Source organism: Kribbella sp. NPDC056345 (assembly GCF_042262745.1).
Lineage (GTDB): Bacteria > Actinomycetota > Actinomycetes > Propionibacteriales > Kribbellaceae > Kribbella.
In genome coordinates this window covers 373,755-392,243 of the sequence record NZ_JBHJQQ010000006.1, presented here as the reverse complement: position 1 = coordinate 392,243, position 18,489 = coordinate 373,755, and the positions used below count along the sequence as shown (strand labels likewise).

Here is an 18,489-nt window from a genome sequence, read left to right as displayed (position 1 = left end):
GAATCAGGCCCTAAAAAGAGTCACGCACGCGCGGCGCGGCCGAACTCCCAGTGCCACGGCTCCTCGCGGCTGCCGCCCTGGTCGGCCCACGACGGGTGCACCCAGCCGAAGGCGGAGGCCTGAGCCTTCATCCAGCGGTACTGCGTCGTCCCGAACTTGTCGATGCCGCCACACAGGTCGACCGCGACACCCCAGCCGTGGTTCGACGTACCGGGGAGGGCGGCCAGCGACGGCTTGCGCGCGTACAGGCTCACCTGGGCCTGGTACGAGCGGTAGGAGTCGGTGATGCAGAGCGACTTGCCGAAGGCCTTCCGGTAGGCGCCTGCGAGCTGCAGGTAGGCCGCGGCGGCGTCGCAGCGCAGCATGTGACCGTTGCCGATCGCACACAGTTTGCTGGCCGGGATCATGCCGTTGCTGAAACCGCCCCAGCCCGTGGTCGCGGAGCCGGTGGCCAGGAACGGCATCGGGTTGACCGGGTCGCCGCCGATCCGGACCTCGAAGTGCAGGTGCGCGCCGGTGGAGTTGCCCTCGCTGCCGACCGCGCCGATGCGCTGACCGGCGACGACCTGCTGACCGTCGGTCACGTTCACCTGGCTGAGGTGGGCGTACAGGGTTTCGAACCCGTTGCCGTGGTCGATCCGGACCAGGTTGCCGGCCCAGCTCGGGTGCTCGACCCGGATCGTGCCGGCGGTGACCGCACGAACCGGCGTACCGAGTGATGCCGGGAAGTCCTGGCCGGTGTGGTAGCCGCTCGACCACAACGCGCCCGACTGACCGTACGGCGTACCGATCTCGTAGGTCCCGTCGGCTAACGGCCACGTCCACGCGCCGGAGCCGACGTTGACCGACGTACCGGTGTTGCCGCAGCGGAAGTTGACCGCGTTGGTGCCTGCGGTCGGTGCGACCTGCGCTTTGGTGGGGGCGCCGAGGGTCGGGCGCAGGGCGGCCCAGAGGTTCTGCGGGACCGGCGTCACGACGACCGAGCCCTTGGACTCGTCGGACGCGATCATCTCCTCGTTGTCGAGGGCGATGCCGATGTGGACCAGGCCGAGCGACCGGCTGCCCATGAGCATGATGTCGCCGGGCTGGATCTGGTCCGGCGGGACCTGCTGGTAGCCGGGGTAGACCTTGCTGATCGTGTTCGGCAGTTTGGCGAACGGCGCCCACGCGGCGCGGGTCGCGCCGAGGCAGCCGTACTGGTCGGGGCCGCTGGCGTCGATCGCGTAGGCGCGGCCGACCAGGTTGAACGCCTGGTTGACGGCGCGGATCGTCTCGGACGAGAGCACCCGGAGGGTCTTGCCGGGGACCGTCACCGAGGCCGCGCCGGGGACCGGCTGACCGCCGGCGATGAGCGGGCTCAGGCCGGCCGGGAGGGCGGCAGGGTTCTTGATCGTGGCGGCGGGCGGCAGCTTGACCTTGGCCGCGGTGAGCTCGGTCAGGTAGGCCTGCCAGCGCAGGAGCGCCTGCTGGTTGCGGGCCAGCTGGAGCTGCCTCGACAGCTCGGAGGCGCCGTCGAGCTCGGGGAGCTGATCGATCGCGCGCGACGCCGCGTCGGCCGCCTTCTGCTTCACCTCGTTGCCGAGCTGCTGTGCCCGCTCGGCGGCCGCCTTGGCAGCCCCGCGCTTACCGGCCGCCTCGGCCTTGGCCTTCTCGGCCTCGGCGCCGGCGTTCATGGCCTTGTTGTACTGCGAGGTTTGCGTGGTACCGAGCTGCTGGATCGCGGTCTGCCGGTCGGCGATCTCCTGCAGGTTCTCCGCGACCGGGGCCAGCGACCACAGGATCGACTCTGCACCGAGCTGAGTCGGTACGCCGAGCTGGTAGGCCTGCGCGGTGATCACACCGAGCCGGCGCCGCTCCTCGTCGGCCCTGCCGGTCGACGTGTTGGCCGTGGTCTCGGCCTTCTTCGCCGCGGCCTCGGCAGCCTCGGCGGCCTTGAGCGCGTTGGTGTAGGCGATGGTCGCCTTGGCGAAATCGGCCTGCAGTACGGCGGCCTCGGCCTGGAGCTGTTCGAGCGAGCGTTTGACGTCCGTGACGGAGGCCGGTGGGGGTGGTGTGGGCGTGCCGGCATACGCGGGCAGCGCCATGACTGCCAGCAGTGTGCCGAGCGCCGCGAACCGCAGCCCCCGACGGTTCCCCAGAACCATCAGGCTCCCCATTTGTCGTCTCGCCTCACGTGCGCAGGCTGGACGAGCCCCCGCGCGTGCCCAGCGTAGGCCCGGAACGGTCCTGACGAAAGCCCACTTCACTGAGTGTGACCAAACGGGCTCAGGTCCTGCCCGATCGTCACGCGGCTGGGGCGACCGACTAAAGTTCGGAGCATGGCCTCGCACTTTGACGTTGTTGTCCTCGGCGCAGGTCCGGGTGGGTATGTCGCGGCGATCCGCGCGGCTCAGCTCGGGCTCAAGACCGCCATCATCGAGAAGAAGTACTGGGGCGGTGTCTGCCTGAACGTGGGCTGTATCCCGTCCAAGGCGCTGCTGCGGAACGCGGAGCTCGCGCACATCTTCCGGACCGAGAAGAAGGCGTTCGGGATCAGCGGTGAGGTCAGCTTCGACTTCCCGACCGCCGTCCAGCGCAGCCGCAAGGTCGCCGACGGCCGGGTCAAGGGCGTCCACTTCCTGATGAAGAAGAACAGCATCACCGAGTTCGACGGGTGGGGCTCGTTCACCGACGCGAACACGATCGACGTGACGCTGAACGACGGCTCCTCGGAGACCGTCACCTTCGGCAGCTGCATCATCGCCACCGGCGCCACCACCAAGCTGCTCCCGGGCACCCAGCTGTCCGACCGCGTGGTCACCTACGAGGAGCAGATCCTCACCGAGGAGCTCCCGGGCTCGATCGTGATCGCCGGTGCCGGCGCGATCGGTGTCGAGTTCGCGTACGTCCTGGCCAACTACGGCGTCAAGGTCACCATCGTCGAGTTCCTCGACCGGATGGTCCCGCTGGAGGACCCGGACGTCTCCAAGGAGCTCGCCCGCGCCTACAAGAAGCTCGGCGTCGACGTCCTCACCTCCACCCGGGTCGACTCGATCGACGACTCCGGCGACAAGGTCAAGGTCACCGTCACCGGCAAGGACGGCGCCTCGAAGGTGATCGAGGCCGACAAGGTCATGCAGGCGATCGGCTTCCAGCCGCGCGTCGACGGCTACGGCCTGGACAAGACCGGCGTCCAGCTCACCGAGCGCGGTGCGATCGGTGTCGACGGTCTGTGCAAGACCAACGTGCCGAACATCTTCGCCATCGGTGACGTCACCGCGAAGCTGATGCTCGCGCACGCCGCCGAGGCGATGGGCGTGATCGCCGCCGAGACGATCGCCGGCCACGAGACCATGGAGCTCGACTACGCCATGATCCCGCGGGCCACCTTCTGCCAGCCGCAGATCGCCAGCTTCGGCTACACCGAGGAAGAGGCCAAGAAGCTCGGCCACGAGGTGAAGGTCGCCAAGTTCCCCTTCACCGCCAACGGCAAGGCCCACGGCCTGAACGACCCGAACGGTTTCGTCAAGGTCATCAGCGACGCCAAGTACGGCGAACTCCTGGGCGCCCACCTGATCGGCCCCGAGGTCACCGAGCTCCTCCCCGAGCTCACCCTCGCCCAGAAGTGGGACCTCACCACCAAGGAACTGGCCCGCAACGTGCACGCCCACCCCACCCTGTCCGAGGCCCTCCAAGAAGCCTTCCACGGCCTCGAAGGCCACATGATCAACTTCTGATCCCACCGCCAACGGGCGCCCGCGGACTCCCCGCCGGCGCCCGTTCGCATGCCCACCGCCGCCGGGGGCAGTCCGGCGGCACGAACGACAGGAGGTCTGCGCGGCGGCGAGCCGGTTCCGCGCTCGGCGGACCCGCCGGGCGGCGCGTTGGACGGGCTACCTCCTGTTGTTCGTGTCGCGGAGATGGCGGGTGGTCAGGGCGGCGGTCAGTAGGAGGAGGGCGGCGCTGACGGCGGCTGAGAGGTGGAAGGCGTTAGTGAAGGCGTCGCGGGCTGCTGGCGCGGCTAGTGCTTCGCGGGTCAGGTCGGCGGCACCGGTCTGGTGGCGGTAGACGACGGTGATGAGGCTGCCGAGCAGGGCGATGCCTAGTGCGCCGCCGAGCTGGGGAGCGGTCGAGGCGATAGCTGCGGCGGTGCCGGCACGCTCGGTGGGGGCCGCGCCGATGATGAGGTCGGTGGCGAGTGCCATAGTCGGTGCGAGGCCGGCCGAGATGATGATCGAGCCGGTGACGAGCAGGGCGAGTGGGCCGGTTGCGACCAGTACGGCGAAGCCTGCCGCGGCGAGTGTGAGTCCGCCGGCGATGACAGTGCCTGGAGCGATCCTGCGCGCCAGCCGGGGTGCCAGGAGCGATCCCGCGATCGTGCCGACGGCCGAAGGTGCCGTCCAGAGGCCTGCGGTGAGCGGGTCCAGACCGTGCACAAGCTGCAGGAACTGGGCGATCGCGTAGTTGACCGCCCAGAGGACGAAGATGGCCAGAGCCAGTGCGATCGACGCCGTGCTGAAGACGCGGCTGCTGAACAGGTGCAGGTCGATCATCGGATCGGGCAGCCGACGCTGCCGGACCAAGAACACGACACCCACGACCACTCCACCGGCAACAGCGCTCAGCCACTGCCAGGCGAACCCGTCCGCGGCCAACTGCTTGAGGCCGTAGACGATCGGCAGGATCGCGCCCATCGACAGCACCGCGCTCAGCAGGTCGAGTCGCTTGCCGCCAGGTGCGCGGTACTCCGGCAGCAGGCGTGGACCTGCGATGAGCAGCGCGACCATGATCGGCACACCGATCAGGAAGACCGCTCCCCAGTGGAAACTGTCGAGAAGCCAGCCGCCGACGAGCGGCCCGATCGCCGTACCGCCCGAGACACTGGCGACCACGATCCCGATCGCAACGCTGCGCTGAGCCGGACTCTTGAACATCGCCGCCACCAACGCGATGACCGAAGGCATCAGCGTGGAACCGGCGATACCCATCAGAGCCCGAGCCGCGATCAGTACGCCGGGTCCGGTGGCGAAGGCGGCCAGCACGGAGGCGACGCCGTACAGGGCAGCGCCCCCGAGCAGCAACCGGCGCCGCCCGATCCGGTCGCCGAGGGTGCCCATCGTGATCAGCGAGCCCGCGAGGAGGAAGGCGTAGACATCGACGGTCCAGAGCAGTTCGGAGCCGCTGGGATGCAGGTCGGCCGCGATCGTGGGCAGGGCGAGATGGGTCACGGTCAGCTCGAGCGACGCGAGCAGGGCCGGAAGCGCGAGTACGCCCAGCCCGACCCACTCCCGCCGCCCAGCACGAGGAACCTCAACGTCGGTTGATGTCATGCCGACGAGCATCTGACCTCAACCTAAGTTGAGGTCAAGTCAGTGCGGCCTGGAATTTCGGATAGCCAGGGGCGAGCTCGGTGAGAATTTCGGCGGCTCGGGGGAATTGGCGTGAAGTGAGTGCGAATTGCAGGCTGCCGAGAGTACGGGAGAGATCAGCCGCGACAATTGCGGCTTCGGTCCGGTCGATGGCGGCCAGCCAGATCGAAGCGTCGTTGAGACGGCGGACGCCGGCGGGTCCCGCGAGGCCGGCCAGGTGGCCGCGGATGCCGTCGTCCTCGGCGGCGAGCTGGGCGGCCATCTTCTCGACGGCTTGCTGTGAGTCGCGAGACAGCCAGTCGCGGGCATGCGGAAGGGACGCGCGAAGGGCGTCCTCGACGCTCACCTGCTGCCGGCGCTCAAAGTCGGTGCGAAGGATGTAGGAGCCCTCCACCGAGGTGATCTCGTCGGCACGCCAGGCTTCGAGGAACTGCGGAATCGGTAGCGTGGCATAGGGAAATCCGTCGGGATCATGGAAGACGACCGAGTCGTCCGTGACCTCGACGACGACCACCCAGTGGTCACCGCCGACGGCCTTGCCCGGTGACCACGGCTGGTGCGTGAGCAGCCCGATGTCGACCGGACCGACAAGGGCCGGACAGCTCTCGCGGAGCCTCACCAAGGCCTCCTCAGCTGACCCGCCCGACGTCCGGTTGCAGGTCCAGCCGAGTAAAGAGATGGCCCGGTCGAGGCCGAGATCGGGCTGCCAGCCGGGCGGGTCGAACCAGGGCAGGCCGGTGTCCTCGATCTGGGCGCCGAACGGCGAGCCGGTCAGCACCTCGATCGCAGTCATCGGTACGTCGCGAACAATCATTGCCAGGGAATTCGCATAACAATAGGCGCCGGAGCCCAGATAATTCGTCATACGATCATCCTGGCATTTTCGGAATTCGTTGTCACGGGAAGCGGTAATACGTCTGCAGGGGGAGCCCGGGCAGCACGACGTGCAAGGCAAGTCCCGGCAGCGTCGCGGTGTCGATGTAGCCGCCACCCGGGGCCGGCGGCTCGAAGGCGAGTGCGACCGTCGACCGGATGCCGGGTGCGCCGAGGACCGGATGCCCGGCGAACGAGGTGACCATCGCGTTGTGGATGTGGCCGGTCAGGATCGCCGTGATCGGCTTGCCGGTGAGCACCGCGGCCAACGCGTCCTGCTCGCGCAGCATGTACTGGTCGATCACGTCGTACTGCGTGACCAGCGGCGGATGATGCATCGCAACGAACACCGGCCCGTCGAACGACTCCTGCAGTACGCCGTCCAGCCAGGCCAGCGACTCGGCAGACAGCAGACCGTGGTCCTCGCCGGGCACGGTGCTGTCGACCAGGACGAAACGCGCACCGGCGACGTCGCGCACCTGGTGCACCGGGTGATCGGTGCCGGGGGAGTCGACCGACGCCACCCCAGCTCGGAGCGGCTCACTGACGTCGTGGTTCCCCGGAAGCACCAGCACCGGCAGATCCGTGGGGAGCTCCGCGACCAGTTCGGCGTACTCGGTGGGCAGCCCGTGATCGGCCAGGTCGCCGCTCACGAGCACAACGTCGGCCGGCGTCCGAAGATCCCGCAGGTACGACGTGATCCGCCGCAGCCGATCGCGGGCAGCGTCGGTCCCGTCCAGATGAGGGTCACTGAGGTGTGCGATGACGGTCATCGCCCGACCCTAACCGCAGCGGCAGGTCGCCTAACCGCAGAACCCGGTCGGCAGATCGCTGCACGGGACCAGGCCGCCGCGCTCCAGGACCGGACGGGCCTGTGTCGAGCTGATGTAGTCGAGGAACGCCGCGGTGAGCGACTTCGGCTCCGGGGTCTTGTAGGTGTAGGCGTGCTCGACCTCCCAGAACCGGTACGACCGGTCCGCCACCTTCAAGGTGTCCGGCGCGACCTTGTCGATCGTCGCGATCGAGATCTGCGGGTACCTCCGGGCACTCCCGAGCTCGGCGTACCCGACACCGCCGTCGATCTCGTTGACCCGGGTCAGCAGCTCCTCCGTCGTACCGACCTCGCACCGGTGGTACTTCGCGACCGCGTCGTCGTCGCGGGCGCAGTTGTCGGACGAGATACCGAGCTCCTGGTCACCGGCTAGCACCTTCTCCCGGAACACCCGGCGCGATCCGGAGTCCGGCCCGACCCGGCTGACCATCCGGATCGGCAGGTCGCGGCCACCGAGCTGCTTCCAGTTGGTGATCTTGCCGCTGTAGATGTCGCGCAACTGCGTCGTACTCACCTCGGTGACACCGGCCGACCGGTTCACGACCACGGCGAACACGACCACCGCGACCGGCTCCCCGCGCAGTTCGGGTGCGCTCTCGGCCGGCCCGTCCGACATCGCGATCTGCCGGCTCGCCTGCTCCGCATCTTGTGAGCCGAGCTCGGCCAGACTGCGGACGCCGCTGCGGCTCCCGTTCGCCGCGATGGTGATGTCGGCGTTCGTGCATTCGGCGGCATACGCCGTCCGCAGCTCGCGCATCGTCGGCTCCACCGCCGTCGAGCCGATCACGCGGAGCTGACCCGATGAGCAGTCGTCCGGCGGCTGCAGCACGTCGACGAGGAAGAACGCGACCAGCGCCCCGACCAGCATGAGCGACAGTGCTCCGAACAGCAGCGTACGGCGGCCCGGCCCGCGCGGCCGTGGTTCGTGGTAAACCCCGCCGCCGGTCGAGCCGCCGGCGAGATAGCCCGAGTGGCTGACCCCCTGTCCGGTCCCGGACAGCACCAGCAGGAACTTGAAGTGGTCGCCTCGATTGATCGCGATCCGCGGCAGCACGAGCTTGCTGGTGTCGACGAAGTTCGCCGGCGCCAGCCGCCGCTCGAGCATCTCGCCGAGCGAACTCGGCTGCGCCTCGGTCACCTTCAGCCCGACGATCTTGCGGTCCGGGAACGCGAAGGCCACCTTCTCGTGCATGTCCTGCGGGTCGATGTCCATCCCGCCGGCGTTGTCCAGCCGGAGCAGGACGATGCTCGGGTCCGTCACCACCGAGCCCTGGTGCCGGACCTCGACGTCGACCATCCGCTGGGTCTGGTCGGCCCTCGGGTACACCCCGATCCGGGCGTCGACCTGGACGCGGTACACCAGCCGTTTGCGGCGCAGGACGTACCGGTCGATCAGCCACGCGGCCGCCGTACCGATCAAGGCAATGGCAGCGATGACGGTTTCGAGATTGACGGACGCGAAACCAGAGAAGTCGAACAACGTGCCCCCACTTCAGCGAAGGCAGGACGCTACTGGCCCGCGGTGAACGCACGCTTACCGCATGATGACGCGCCGGGGTAGGGCTTGGTCGGCGCCCGGGCGTCTGAGAGATTGGCGGCATGGCTGAACAGGTTGACGTGGTCGTGATCGGGCTGGGTGTCGGTGGCGAGGAGGCCGCCGGGCGGCTGGCCGAGGCGGGGCTGAACGTGGTGGGCATCGAGGCCCGGCTCGTCGGCGGCGAGTGCCCGTACTACGGGTGCATCCCGAGCAAGATGATGATCCGCGCCGCCAACCTGATCGCCGAGACCCGACGCGTCGACGGCATGGCCGGTACGGCGTCCGTCCAGCCGGACTGGGCGCCCGTGGCGCAGCGGATCCGTGACGAGGCGACCGACAACTGGAACGACCAGGTCGCGGTCGACCGCCTGGTGAAGAAGGGCGTCACGTTCGTCCGCGAACGCGCCACGATCACCGGGCCGGGCTCGGTGACGGCAGGCGACCGGGAGTTCGAGGCTTCGAAGGGCATCATCGTCGCGACCGGCACGGTTCCGCTGGTGCCGCCGATCGACGGCCTCGCCGGTACGCCGTTCTGGACGAACCAGGACGCGATCCGGGCCGAGACGCTGCCGGCCTCGCTGGTCGTGCTCGGCGGTGGCGCGATCGGTGTCGAGCTCACCCAGGTCTTCGCCCGCTTCGGCGTCGCGGTGACCGTGGTCGAAGGCGCCGAGCGGATCCTGTCGATGGAGGAGCCCGAGTCCGGTGACCTCGCTCGCGAAGCACTCGAGCGCGACGGTGTGACCATCAACACCGGCGTGCACGCGTCGAAGGTTTCGCACGACGGCAACGAGTTCACGATCACCTTGGACGACGGCCGCACGGTCACCGGCGAGAAGTTGCTGGTGGCAACCGGTCGTCGCGTCGACATCAAGGGCCTCGGTCTCGACCAGGCCGGGATCGACGCGGACGCCCGCAAGATCGAGGTGGACGAGCACGTCCGGGCCGCCGACGGTGTCTGGGCGGTCGGCGACGTGACCGGGGTCGGCGCGTTCACCCACACCGCGATGTACCAGGCGAACATCGCCGTCCACGACATCCTCGGCACCCAGGACGCTCCGTTGGCGCGCTACCACGCGATGCCGCGGGTCACCTTCACCGATCCGGAGATCGGCGCGGTCGGGCTGACCGAGAAGCAGGCCCGCGAGCACGGCCTGAACGTCGCGACCGGGCTGACGCAGATCCCGTCGTCGTCGCGCGGCTGGATCCACAAGGCCGGTAACGAGGGCTTCATCAAACTCGTCGTCGACACGGACCGCGGCGTACTGGTCGGTGCCACCAGCGCCGGACCGACGGGTGGCGAGGTGCTCAGCGCGCTCGCGATCGCTGTGCACGCCGCCGTACCTGTGCACTCTCTGCAACAGGTCATCTACGCATACCCGACCTTCCACCGCGCGATCGGTGATGCCCTCAAGGATCTGTCCTGACCCCTGTTGCGATTCGATCGCAAAAGGACGAAGAATGTCCGCGTGCATGTTCCTGATGGGTTCTTCGACGCCCCGACGTCCATCGCCACCGGCCTGATCGCGGCCGGTGCCGTCGGCTTCAGTCTGCAGCGTGCCAACCGCGAGATCCGGGAGACCGGTCCCGCGCTGGCCGGGCTGACCGCCGCCTTCGTCTTCGCGGTGCAGATGGTGAACTTCCCGGTCGGTGCCGGCACCAGCGGTCACCTGCTCGGTGGTGCGCTGGCCGCCGCGCTCGTCGGCCCGTGGACCGCCGTACTGGTGATGTCGACGGTGCTGCTCGTGCAGGGACTGCTGTTCGCCGACGGTGGCCTGACCGCGCTCGGTACGAACATCACGCTGATGGGCCTGATCACGGTCCTCGTCGGGTACTTCATCACCCGGGCCCTGCTCCAGGTGCTCCCGCGCCGGACGGGCAGCGTCGTACCGGCCGCGACCGTCGGTGCGCTCGTCTCCGTGCCGGTCGCGGCGCTGGCGTTCACCGGGCTGTACGCGATCGGCGGCGCGGTCGACATCCCGCTCGGCAAGCTCGCCACCGCGATGGTCGGCTGGCACATCCTCGTCGGTATCGGCGAGGCGGTCATCACGGCCGCCGTCCTCGGCGCGGTCGTCGCGACCCGGCCCGACCTCGTGTACGCCGCTCGCCACCTCCAGCCGGACCTGATCCTGGTCGATGCCGACGGCAACACTTCCACGGTCTCCCCGGACAAGCCCATCGCGGCGAAGCCCGCCGGACGCTCGCTCGGGATCGGAGTCGCCATCACACTCGTCGTTGCCGGTGGCGTCAGTCTGCTGGCCAGCGCCCATCCCGACGGCCTCGAGTTCGTCGGCGCCAAGCTCGGCTTCGAGAGCGCGGCCAAGGACTCCGCGGTCGCGGGCAGCCCACTGGCCGACTACGGCGTGAGCGGGATCGGCAACGCCCAGGTCTCCGGTGCGCTCGCCGGCATCATCGGCGTACTGGTCACGATCGCCGTCGGCCTGGCCATCGCCAAGCTCGCCTCGTTGCGCACGAACAAGGCGTCGTGAGCGGAGACGGCCTGCTCGTCGCGGTCGACAGCAAAGTCCACCGGATCCCGGCGCAGGTCAAGATCGTCGCACTGTTCGTCTTCGTCCTGGCCGTCGTCTCCACCCCGGCGGCCAACTTCTGGGCCTTCGGCCTGTACGCCGCTTTCCTCGTCGCAGCGCTCGTCGTGGCGAAGCTCCCGGTGCCCGTGGTCTCCCGGCGGCTCGCGGTGGAGACGCCGTTCATCGTGTTCGCGTTGCTGCTCCCGTTCGTGGCGACGGGACCGACGGTCGACGTACTCGGCCTGCAGCTGTCGCAGTCCGGCGTACTCGGCGCGTGGAACGTCCTCGCGAAGGGCACCCTCGGCGTGATCGCGGCGATCCTGCTGTCGGCCACGACCGGCCCGCGCGAACTGCTCGCCGGTCTCGAACGCCTGCGATTGCCGTCGACCCTCGTAGCCATCCTGTCGTTCATGGTCCGCTACCTGAGCGTCGTCTCCGACGATCTGCACCGAATGCGGATCGCCCGCGAATCCCGTGGGTACGCCGGCGGCCGAGCCGGGCATCTAAAGGCGATCGCCGGGGGAGTGGGGGCACTGTTCGTCCGCAGCTTCGAGCGTGGTGAGCGGGTGCACCTCGCGATGCAGTCGCGCGGCTACACCGGCCGGATGCCACTGCTCGGCGAGGTCGGGGCGACCCGGGCCCAGTGGATGCAGGGGCTGACGATCTCCCTGGCTGCTGTCGCCGTCGCGGTGACCGCTAGGGTTGTCGGCTTGTGAGCGGTCCCGCGATTCATGTCGAGCGTCTCGTCTTCGCCTACCCCGACGGGCGGCAGGCCCTGTACGGCGTCGACTTCACCGTCGAGCGTGGTGAGCGCGTGGCTCTGCTCGGCCCGAACGGCGCCGGCAAGACCACGCTCGTCCTGCACCTGAACGGGATCCTCGGCTCGGTCGCGGGCGGTTCCGGCAGTGGGCGGATCGAGATCGGCGGAACCGGTCTGCACCGCGATCACCTCCGCGTCATCCGGCGGAAGGTCGGCCTGGTCTTCCAGGACCCGGACGACCAGCTGTTCATGCCGACCGTGCGCGACGACGTCGCCTTCGGACCGGCGAACCTCGGCCTGCGCGGCGCCGAGCTGGATGACCGGGTGCGCGAAGCGCTGGTCCAGGTCGGCATGCAGGACCACGCCGACCTCGCGCCGCACCACCTGTCCTACGGCCAGCGCCGCCGGGTAGCCGTCGCGACCGTGCTCGCGATGCGGCCCGAAGTGCTCGTACTGGACGAGCCGTCGAGCAACCTCGACCCGGCCAGCCGGCGTGAGCTCGCCGACATCCTGACCGGTCTCGACGTGACCCTGCTGATGATCACCCACGATCTCCCGTATGCGCTGCAGCTGTGCGAGCGGAGCCTGCTGATGGACGGCGGCCGGATCGTCGCGGACGGCCGGACCCGGGATCTGCTGGGCGACGCGGAGCTGATGAGCGCGCACCGGCTGGAACTGCCGTACGGGTTCGACCCGCTCTCGGTCCCCGGCCCCGAAGGCCGCTGACCGACTCTAGAAATACGCGGCCAGTTTCTTACCAAGACCTTGTCTGTTACCCGCGAGTCGGCCATCGTGACTTTGAGTACTTCAGTCGCCACCCCTCGCACCCAAGGCGGTCCGCCCATGAAGTCCATCGTCAGTCTGCTGTCCGCCGCGGCCCTCGGCGCCGCGGTCCTCCTCAGCCCTGGTGTCGCCCACGCCGCGGTGAACTACGTCGCCCTCGGTGACTCCTACGCCTCCGGAGTCGGCACCCGTACCTACATCTCCAGCAGCGGCTCGTGCCAGCGCTCGACCAAGGCCTATCCGTACCTCGACGCCGCCCGGCTCGGCGCGAACCTGACCTTCGTCGCCTGCTCCGGCGCCCGCGTCGCCGACGTCACGAACAACCAGCTGAGCGCGGTCACCAGCGCCGCCAACCGGATCACGGTCCAGGTCGGCGGGAACGACGCCGGCTTCTCCTCGGTGATCACCGAATGCGCCAAGCCCGCCTGGCTCGGCAACTGCGACACCGCGATCAACAACGCCCAGGCCACCATCAACAACACGATCCCCGGCCGGCTGAGCGGTCTGTACAGCTCGATCCGGAGCCGCGCGGCCTCGGCCAAGGTGATCGTCGTCGGCTACCCGCGACTGTTCAACGGCACCGACTGCAACGCCGGCACGTTCTTCAGCCCCGCCGAGATGACCCGGCTGAACACGACCGCCAACATGCTCAACGACAAGATCGAGGCCGCCGCAAACGCAGCCGGATTCTCCTTCGTCAACCCGACCTCCGCCTTCGTCGGCCACGCCGTCTGCGGTAACCCCGAATGGATCAACGGCCTCTCCAACCCCGTCAGCGAGTCCTACCACCCGAACGTCGCCGGCCAAGCCGCCTACGCCAACCTGGTAGCCCCCGCCCTGAAGAAGCCCTGATCCGGCTCGGGGCAACACCAACTGATATCCGCCGGTGTTGCCCCTTCTCTGCCCTTGCAAAGGCCCCATAACGGGCAACACGGACGGATATCCCTTCGTGTTGCCCGAGTGGCGGGCGGGCTACTCGGTGGCGACGTAGTCGCGGAGGTGTTCGGCGGTCAGGGTCGGGCTGGACTCGACCAGGTCGGCCGGCGTACCGGTGAAGACGACCTGGCCGCCGTCGTGCCCGGCGCCGGGGCCGATGTCGATCAGCCAGTCCGCGTGGGCCATCACGGCCTGGTGGTGCTCGATGACGATCACGGTGTTGCCGTCGTCGACCAGCTTGTCGAGCATCGTCAGCAGAGCATCGACATCGGCCAGGTGCAGCCCGGTCGTCGGCTCGTCGAGGATGTAGATCGAACCGCTCCTGCCCATGTTGATCGCCAGCTTCAGCCGCTGCCGTTCACCACCCGACAGCGTGGTCAGCGGCTGCCCGAGCCCGATGTAGCCCAGACCGACCGCTGACAACCGATCCAGGATCATCCGGGCCGGACCCTTGACGAAGAACTCGCGGGCCTCGGTCACAGTCATCCGCAGGACCTCGCTGATGTTCTTCTCCCGCAGCGTGTACGCGAGCACCTCGGCCGTGAACCGGGCGCCGTTACACACTTCGCAGACCGACGCGACCTCGGCCATCATCGCGAGATCGGTGTAGACCAGCCCGATGCCCTTGCACGACGGGCAGGCACCGACCGAGTTCGCGCTGAACAGCCCCGGCTTCACGCCGTTCGCCTTCGCGAACTCGGCCCGGATCGGGTCCAGCAGTCCCGTGTACGTCGCCGGGTTGCTGCGCTTCGAACCGCGGATCGGCTCCTGCCCGGCCACGATCACCCCCGGCCTACCGGCCAGCGAGCCGTGGATCAGCGAGCTCTTGCCGGACCCGGCCACCCCGGTGACCACGGTCAGCACGCCCAACGGGATGTCGACGCTGACGTCACGCAGGTTGTGCAGGTTCGCGTGCTCGATCACGAGCTTCCCGGTCGGACGCCGTACGTCGTCCCGTACGGCGACCCGGTGATCCAGATAGCGACCGGTCAACGTGCCGGACCGCTTCAACCCGTCCAGGTCACCGGCGTAACAAAGCCGCCCGCCGGACAGACCGGCCCCCGGACCGAGGTCGACGACGTGGTCGGCGATCCGGATCGTCTCCGGCTTGTGCTCGACGACCAGCACGGTGTTGCCCTTGTCGCGCAGCTGGATCAGCAGGTCGTTCATCCGCTGGATGTCGTGCGGGTGCAGGCCGACCGTCGGCTCGTCGAAGACGTACGTGACATCGCTCAGGCTGGAACCGAGGTGCCGGACCAGCTTCACCCGTTGCGCCTCACCACCCGACAGCGTGCCCGATTCGCGATCGAGGCTGAGGTAGCCCAGCCCGATGGTGACCATCGAGTCGAGGGTCTGCCGCAGCCCGTCGAGCATCGGGCCGACGCCGGGGTGCTCGACCCCGGCCACGAACTTGGCCAGATCGCTGATCTGCATCGACGAGCAGTCGCCGATCGTGCGGCCGTTGATCGTGACCGAACGGGCCGCCTCGTTGAGCCGCGCGCCACCGCAGGACGAGCAGGTCTCCTGCCGCACCGCGCGCTCGCCGAACGCACGAGCCGGAGCCTGCAACGCGTCCAGGTCCTTACCGACGTACTGGCGCTTGATCTTGGCCGCGAGCCCCTCGAAGGTGAGGTTGCTCTTGCCGATCTTGACCTTCATCGGCTCCTGCCAGAGGAACTGCTGCCAGGTCTCGGCCGGATAGTCGCGCAGCGGCAGGTCCGGATCGAACAGACCGGACTGGGAGAACAGCTGGTACCACCAGGTCTCGGGACCGTACCCAGGCGCCTTGATCGCGCCTTCCTTCAAACTGAGGCTGGTGTCGACGAGTTCGTCGATGACCAGCTCGGTGGTCCGGCCGAGACCCTCACAGGCCGGGCACATCCCCTCGGCCCGGTTGAAGCTGAAGGCCGAGGGCGGTCCGACGTACGGCGTACCGGCGCGACTGAACAGCACCCGCAGCATGGTGTGCGCATCGGTGGCCGTGCCGACCGTGGACCGGGAGTTGGCGCCGATCCGTTCCTGGTCGACGACAATGGCTGCGGACAGGTTCCGCAGGGCGTCCACGTCCGGCCGGGCCAGGCTGGGCATGAAATTCTGGACGAACGCGGTGTAGGTCTCGTTGATGAGTCGCTGGGACTCGGCGGCGATGGTGTCGAAGACGAGCGACGACTTCCCGGACCCGGAGACTCCGGTGAACACGGTCAGACGGCGTTTGGGGATGTCGAGCGAGACGCCGGCGAGGTTGTTCTCGCGGGCCCCGCGGACCTCGATCAGGTCGTGGCTGTCAGCGGCCGGGTGACCGGTCGGAGCGGTCGAATCGGTAGCAGGCATCCTTCAATCCTCCCATTGAACCGTCCATGAAGACTTTCTGCGCGAAGTCATCGCTCGGCCGGGCGGGAAAGTTTCGACACGACGTGAAGGATGTGAGAATGTCCGGCATGCGAGCCACCGTGAAAGACGTCGCGAAACTGGCCGGGGTGTCCCCGAAGACGGTCTCCAATGTCATCAACGGTGTGGTCTTCGTCCGGCCGGAGACCCGGGCCCGGGTCGAGCAGGCGCTGAGCGAGCTCGACTACGTGCCGAACATGAGCGCCCGCGGCCTGCGCAACGGCCGGACCGGCATGATCGCCCTCGCCCTCCCGGACCTGCTCCGGCCGTACTCGGCCGAGATCGTGCACCTGGTCGTCGAGCTCGCCCACGAGCGCGGCTGGGGTGTGCAGATCGAGCAGACCGCGTCCGAGCCCCGGCGTGAGTTCGAGCTGCTGTCGAAGGCCCGCGCGTACCTGGTCGACGGCCTGATCCTCAACCCGGTCAACCTCGACGACAGCGCCGTCCTGTCCGCCGGACCACTGCCGCCACTCGTCCTGATCGGTGACGTCGACCAGGACCTGGTCAGCCAGGTGGCGATCGACAACGTCGCCGCGGCCCGCGACATGACCCGGCACCTGATCGCTCGCGGCTGCCGCCGGATCGTCGCGGTCGGTACGCCGGAGATCCCGCGTGGTTCGAGTGGCGCCGGCGTCCTGGGCAGCGTCGCGGAAGCACCCGGTACGGCGGCCTCCCGGCTGCGGACCGCGGGCTATCGCCAGGCGCTCGAAGAGGCCGGCATCCCGAACGACCCCGCTCTCGAGATCGGGCTGGACCGCTGGCGGCCCGAGGGCGCGGCCACGGTGGTGGGGAAGTACCTGGCCGAGCGCGAACTGCCCGACGCCTTCTTCTGCTTCACCGACACCCTCGCCTCGGGTGCGCTCTCCGCGCTGTGGAACGCCGGCGTCGCCGTACCGGATCAGACGCTGGTCGCCGGGTTCGACAACATCCTCGAGAGCCAGTTCATGATCCCGCCGCTGACCACGGTCGACTTCGACCGGCGCGCGTTCGTCAGCGCGGCGCTCGAGCTGCTCGAGGAGCGGATGGCCGACAAGAACGCGGCGCCACGCCGGGTGATCGTTCCGCACCGGGTGATCGAGCGGGTCAGCACCACGCGCTGATCAACACGTATCGGCAAAAACAAACACAAACACTTGTCAACGGATTCCAACGATGTAATCATCCAGGAGCCCCTGCGAAGGAGACCTGAATGAGTGCGTTGGACCAGCATTTCTCCCGGCGCCGGTTGCTCGGAACGACGGCAGCGATCGCCGGTGGCGGTCTGCTGCTGGGATGCTCACCCGGAGCGTCCCGGTCGGCCGCCGATCTCAGCTACTGGCACCTGATGACCGGCGGAGACGGGATCGTGATGGCCGGCCTGGTGGACGCCGTCAACGGCGAGAACCTCGGCTTCAGTGCGACCCAGACCGTGCTGGCCTGGGGCCCGCCGTACTACACGAAACTCGCGATGGCCTCGGCCGGTGGCCGGGCCCCGGATCTCGCGATCATGCACGCGTCGCGGATCGCCGGCTACGCGCCCGGCGGGCTGCTCGAGCCGTGGGACCTCGACCTGCTGGCGGAGGTGGGGCTGCGCGAAAGCGACTTCCCGCCGCTGGTCTGGCAGAAGGGCCTGTACGACGGGAAGCTGTACTCGATCGCGCTCGACACCCACCCGTTCGTCCTCTACTACAACACCGAGCACGCCGAGAAGGCCGGTGTCACCGACGCACTGCAGACGATGAAGTCCCCGGAGGAGTTCACCGAGGCCGCACGGAAGCTGCAGAAGGTGACCGGCAAGCACGGTCTGTCCTACGGGTACCTCGGCGACGGATCGCAGATGTGGCGGCTGTTCTACACGTTCTACCGGCAGCAGAACGCCGAGATGAAGCTCGTCCCGGGGCAGAAGGCCCAGGTGGACGAGGCGGCTGCGGCGAAAGCGCTGACGTTCGTGCAGTCCCTCCTGGACGACACGATCGCCACCAAAGCCGGTGACGGCGGTACGGCGACCAGTGAGTTCCTGCACGGTGAGAGCGGGATGCTCTTCGGCGGTGTCTGGGAGCTGCCGACGCTCAAGGAATCGAAACTGCAGTTCGACGCGCGCCCCATTCCAACGTTGTTCGGGACCGATGCGGCGTACGCGGACTCGCACACGTTCGTGCTGCCGCGGCAGTCGAAGGCCGATCCGGAACGACGGCGGCACACCTACCAACTGGTCGCCGAGATCCTCAAGCGGTCGGTGAAATGGGCCGGCGCCGGCCACATCCCGGCGTACCAGCCGGTGGTGACGAGCTCGGAGTACCAGGCGCTCAAGCCGCAGTCGAACTACGCGGACATCCCGGGCTACGTGAACTACGACCCGGATGCGTGGTTCGGGGGTGCCGGGAGTGACTTCCACCGGTACTTCGCGGAGAACGTCCAGAACGTGTATCTCGGGAACGGTTCTCCAGAGAGCGGTTTCTCGGGATTCGTGAAGCGGCTGAACGTGCTGCTCGACCGCCCGCAGCCGCTGTGAGCGGGGCTGCAGTGAC

Annotated in this window: 14 protein-coding genes; 8 read left to right on the top strand and 6 right to left on the bottom strand. The window is 68.5% G+C overall.

Annotation, left to right across the window (positions count from 1 at the left end; translation table 11 throughout):
• Nucleotides 1-20: 20 nt before the first annotated feature.
• Nucleotides 21-2,144: a peptidoglycan DD-metalloendopeptidase family protein gene (locus ACFCV3_RS23685; RefSeq protein WP_376033148.1), complete on the bottom strand. Its 2,124-nt coding sequence runs from the start codon at nt 2,142-2,144 to the stop codon at nt 21-23.
• Nucleotides 2,145-2,318: 174 nt separating this feature from the next.
• On the opposite strand from ACFCV3_RS23685, the gene lpdA reads away from it, so the two are divergent.
• On the top strand, nt 2,319-3,716 hold the full coding sequence (gene lpdA, locus ACFCV3_RS23680; RefSeq protein ID WP_376033146.1) for a dihydrolipoyl dehydrogenase: 1,398 nt from the start codon (nt 2,319-2,321) through the stop codon (nt 3,714-3,716).
• A gap of 156 nt (nt 3,717-3,872) precedes the next feature.
• Here lpdA and ACFCV3_RS23675 read toward each other — a convergent pair whose 3' ends face one another.
• From ACFCV3_RS23675 to ACFCV3_RS23660, 4 genes are read right to left on the bottom strand one after another with little or no spacing between them, the layout of a single operon-like run.
• On the bottom strand, nt 3,873-5,309 hold the full coding sequence (locus ACFCV3_RS23675) for an MFS transporter (protein ID WP_376033145.1): 1,437 nt from the start codon (nt 5,307-5,309) through the stop codon (nt 3,873-3,875).
• 34 nt (nt 5,310-5,343) lie between these two features.
• A complete protein-coding gene (locus ACFCV3_RS23670) occupies nt 5,344-6,213 on the bottom strand; it encodes a hypothetical protein (RefSeq protein WP_376033143.1) in 870 nt (289 codons plus the stop codon).
• Between the two features lie 31 nt (nt 6,214-6,244).
• Entirely contained in the window at nt 6,245-6,994 is a 750-nt protein-coding gene (locus tag ACFCV3_RS23665) for a metallophosphoesterase (protein ID WP_376033141.1), read from the bottom strand.
• A gap of 30 nt (nt 6,995-7,024) precedes the next feature.
• On the bottom strand, nt 7,025-8,533 hold the full coding sequence (locus tag ACFCV3_RS23660; protein WP_376033139.1) for a PstS family phosphate ABC transporter substrate-binding protein: 1,509 nt from the start codon (nt 8,531-8,533) through the stop codon (nt 7,025-7,027).
• Between the two features lie 119 nt (nt 8,534-8,652).
• Here ACFCV3_RS23660 and ACFCV3_RS23655 point away from each other — a divergent pair, with 119 nt between their 5' ends.
• The 5 genes from ACFCV3_RS23655 (at nt 8,653) to ACFCV3_RS23635 (ending at nt 13,510) form a co-directional block, all read left to right on the top strand.
• Nucleotides 8,653-10,014, top strand: coding sequence for a dihydrolipoyl dehydrogenase family protein (locus ACFCV3_RS23655; RefSeq protein WP_376033137.1), 1,362 nt, complete (start codon nt 8,653-8,655; stop codon nt 10,012-10,014).
• 42 nt (nt 10,015-10,056) lie between these two features.
• Nucleotides 10,057-11,076 (top strand): energy-coupling factor ABC transporter permease, encoded by a 1,020-nt coding sequence (locus tag ACFCV3_RS23650; RefSeq protein ID WP_376033135.1) that lies wholly within the window; start codon nt 10,057-10,059, stop codon nt 11,074-11,076.
• A complete protein-coding gene (gene cbiQ / locus ACFCV3_RS23645; RefSeq protein ID WP_376033133.1) occupies nt 11,073-11,831 on the top strand; it encodes a cobalt ECF transporter T component CbiQ in 759 nt (252 codons plus the stop codon). The genes ACFCV3_RS23650 and cbiQ overlap by 4 nt, the downstream gene beginning before the upstream one ends.
• Nucleotides 11,828-12,601: an energy-coupling factor ABC transporter ATP-binding protein gene (locus ACFCV3_RS23640; RefSeq protein ID WP_132408825.1), complete on the top strand. Its 774-nt coding sequence runs from the start codon at nt 11,828-11,830 to the stop codon at nt 12,599-12,601. Before cbiQ ends, ACFCV3_RS23640 begins: the two co-directional genes overlap by 4 nt.
• Before the next feature lie 117 nt (nt 12,602-12,718).
• Nucleotides 12,719-13,510 carry an SGNH/GDSL hydrolase family protein gene (locus ACFCV3_RS23635; RefSeq protein WP_376033130.1) on the top strand — a complete coding sequence of 264 codons (792 nt, stop codon included), beginning with the start codon at nt 12,719-12,721 and terminating at the stop codon, nt 13,508-13,510.
• Between the two features lie 120 nt (nt 13,511-13,630).
• On the opposite strand, the gene ACFCV3_RS23630 is transcribed toward ACFCV3_RS23635, so the two are convergent.
• The gene (locus ACFCV3_RS23630) at nt 13,631-15,925 is read right to left on the bottom strand and encodes an ATP-binding cassette domain-containing protein (RefSeq protein ID WP_376033129.1); all 2,295 of its coding nucleotides are present in this window, start codon (nt 15,923-15,925) and stop codon (nt 13,631-13,633) included.
• A gap of 107 nt (nt 15,926-16,032) precedes the next feature.
• On the opposite strand from ACFCV3_RS23630, the gene ACFCV3_RS23625 reads away from it, so the two are divergent.
• Both ACFCV3_RS23625 and ACFCV3_RS23620 read left to right on the top strand, forming a co-directional pair.
• Entirely contained in the window at nt 16,033-17,082 is a 1,050-nt protein-coding gene (locus ACFCV3_RS23625; RefSeq protein ID WP_376033127.1) for a LacI family DNA-binding transcriptional regulator, read from the top strand.
• 89 nt (nt 17,083-17,171) lie between these two features.
• The gene (locus tag ACFCV3_RS23620; RefSeq protein WP_376033125.1) at nt 17,172-18,473 is read left to right on the top strand and encodes an extracellular solute-binding protein; all 1,302 of its coding nucleotides are present in this window, start codon (nt 17,172-17,174) and stop codon (nt 18,471-18,473) included.
• The last annotated feature ends 16 nt before the right edge of the window (nt 18,474-18,489 follow it).

Bases quoted from the DNA above. Each gene is read 5' to 3' on its own strand.
- ACFCV3_RS23685 (WP_376033148.1), bottom strand. From the start codon at position 2,144: ATGGTTCTGGGGAACCGTCGGGGGCTGCGGTTCGCGGCGCTCGGCACA.
- lpdA (WP_376033146.1), top strand. From the start codon at position 2,319: ATGGCCTCGCACTTTGACGTTGTTGTCCTCGGCGCAGGTCCGGGTGGG.
- ACFCV3_RS23675 (WP_376033145.1), bottom strand. From the start codon at position 5,309: ATGACATCAACCGACGTTGAGGTTCCTCGTGCTGGGCGGCGGGAGTGG.
- ACFCV3_RS23670 (WP_376033143.1), bottom strand. From the start codon at position 6,213: ATGACGAATTATCTGGGCTCCGGCGCCTATTGTTATGCGAATTCCCTG.
- ACFCV3_RS23665 (WP_376033141.1), bottom strand. From the start codon at position 6,994: ATGACCGTCATCGCACACCTCAGTGACCCTCATCTGGACGGGACCGAC.
- ACFCV3_RS23655 (WP_376033137.1), top strand. From the start codon at position 8,653: ATGGCTGAACAGGTTGACGTGGTCGTGATCGGGCTGGGTGTCGGTGGC.
- ACFCV3_RS23635 (WP_376033130.1), top strand. From the start codon at position 12,719: ATGAAGTCCATCGTCAGTCTGCTGTCCGCCGCGGCCCTCGGCGCCGCG.
- ACFCV3_RS23630 (WP_376033129.1), bottom strand. From the start codon at position 15,925: ATGCCTGCTACCGATTCGACCGCTCCGACCGGTCACCCGGCCGCTGAC.
- ACFCV3_RS23625 (WP_376033127.1), top strand. From the start codon at position 16,033: ATGCGAGCCACCGTGAAAGACGTCGCGAAACTGGCCGGGGTGTCCCCG.
- ACFCV3_RS23620 (WP_376033125.1), top strand. From the start codon at position 17,172: ATGAGTGCGTTGGACCAGCATTTCTCCCGGCGCCGGTTGCTCGGAACG.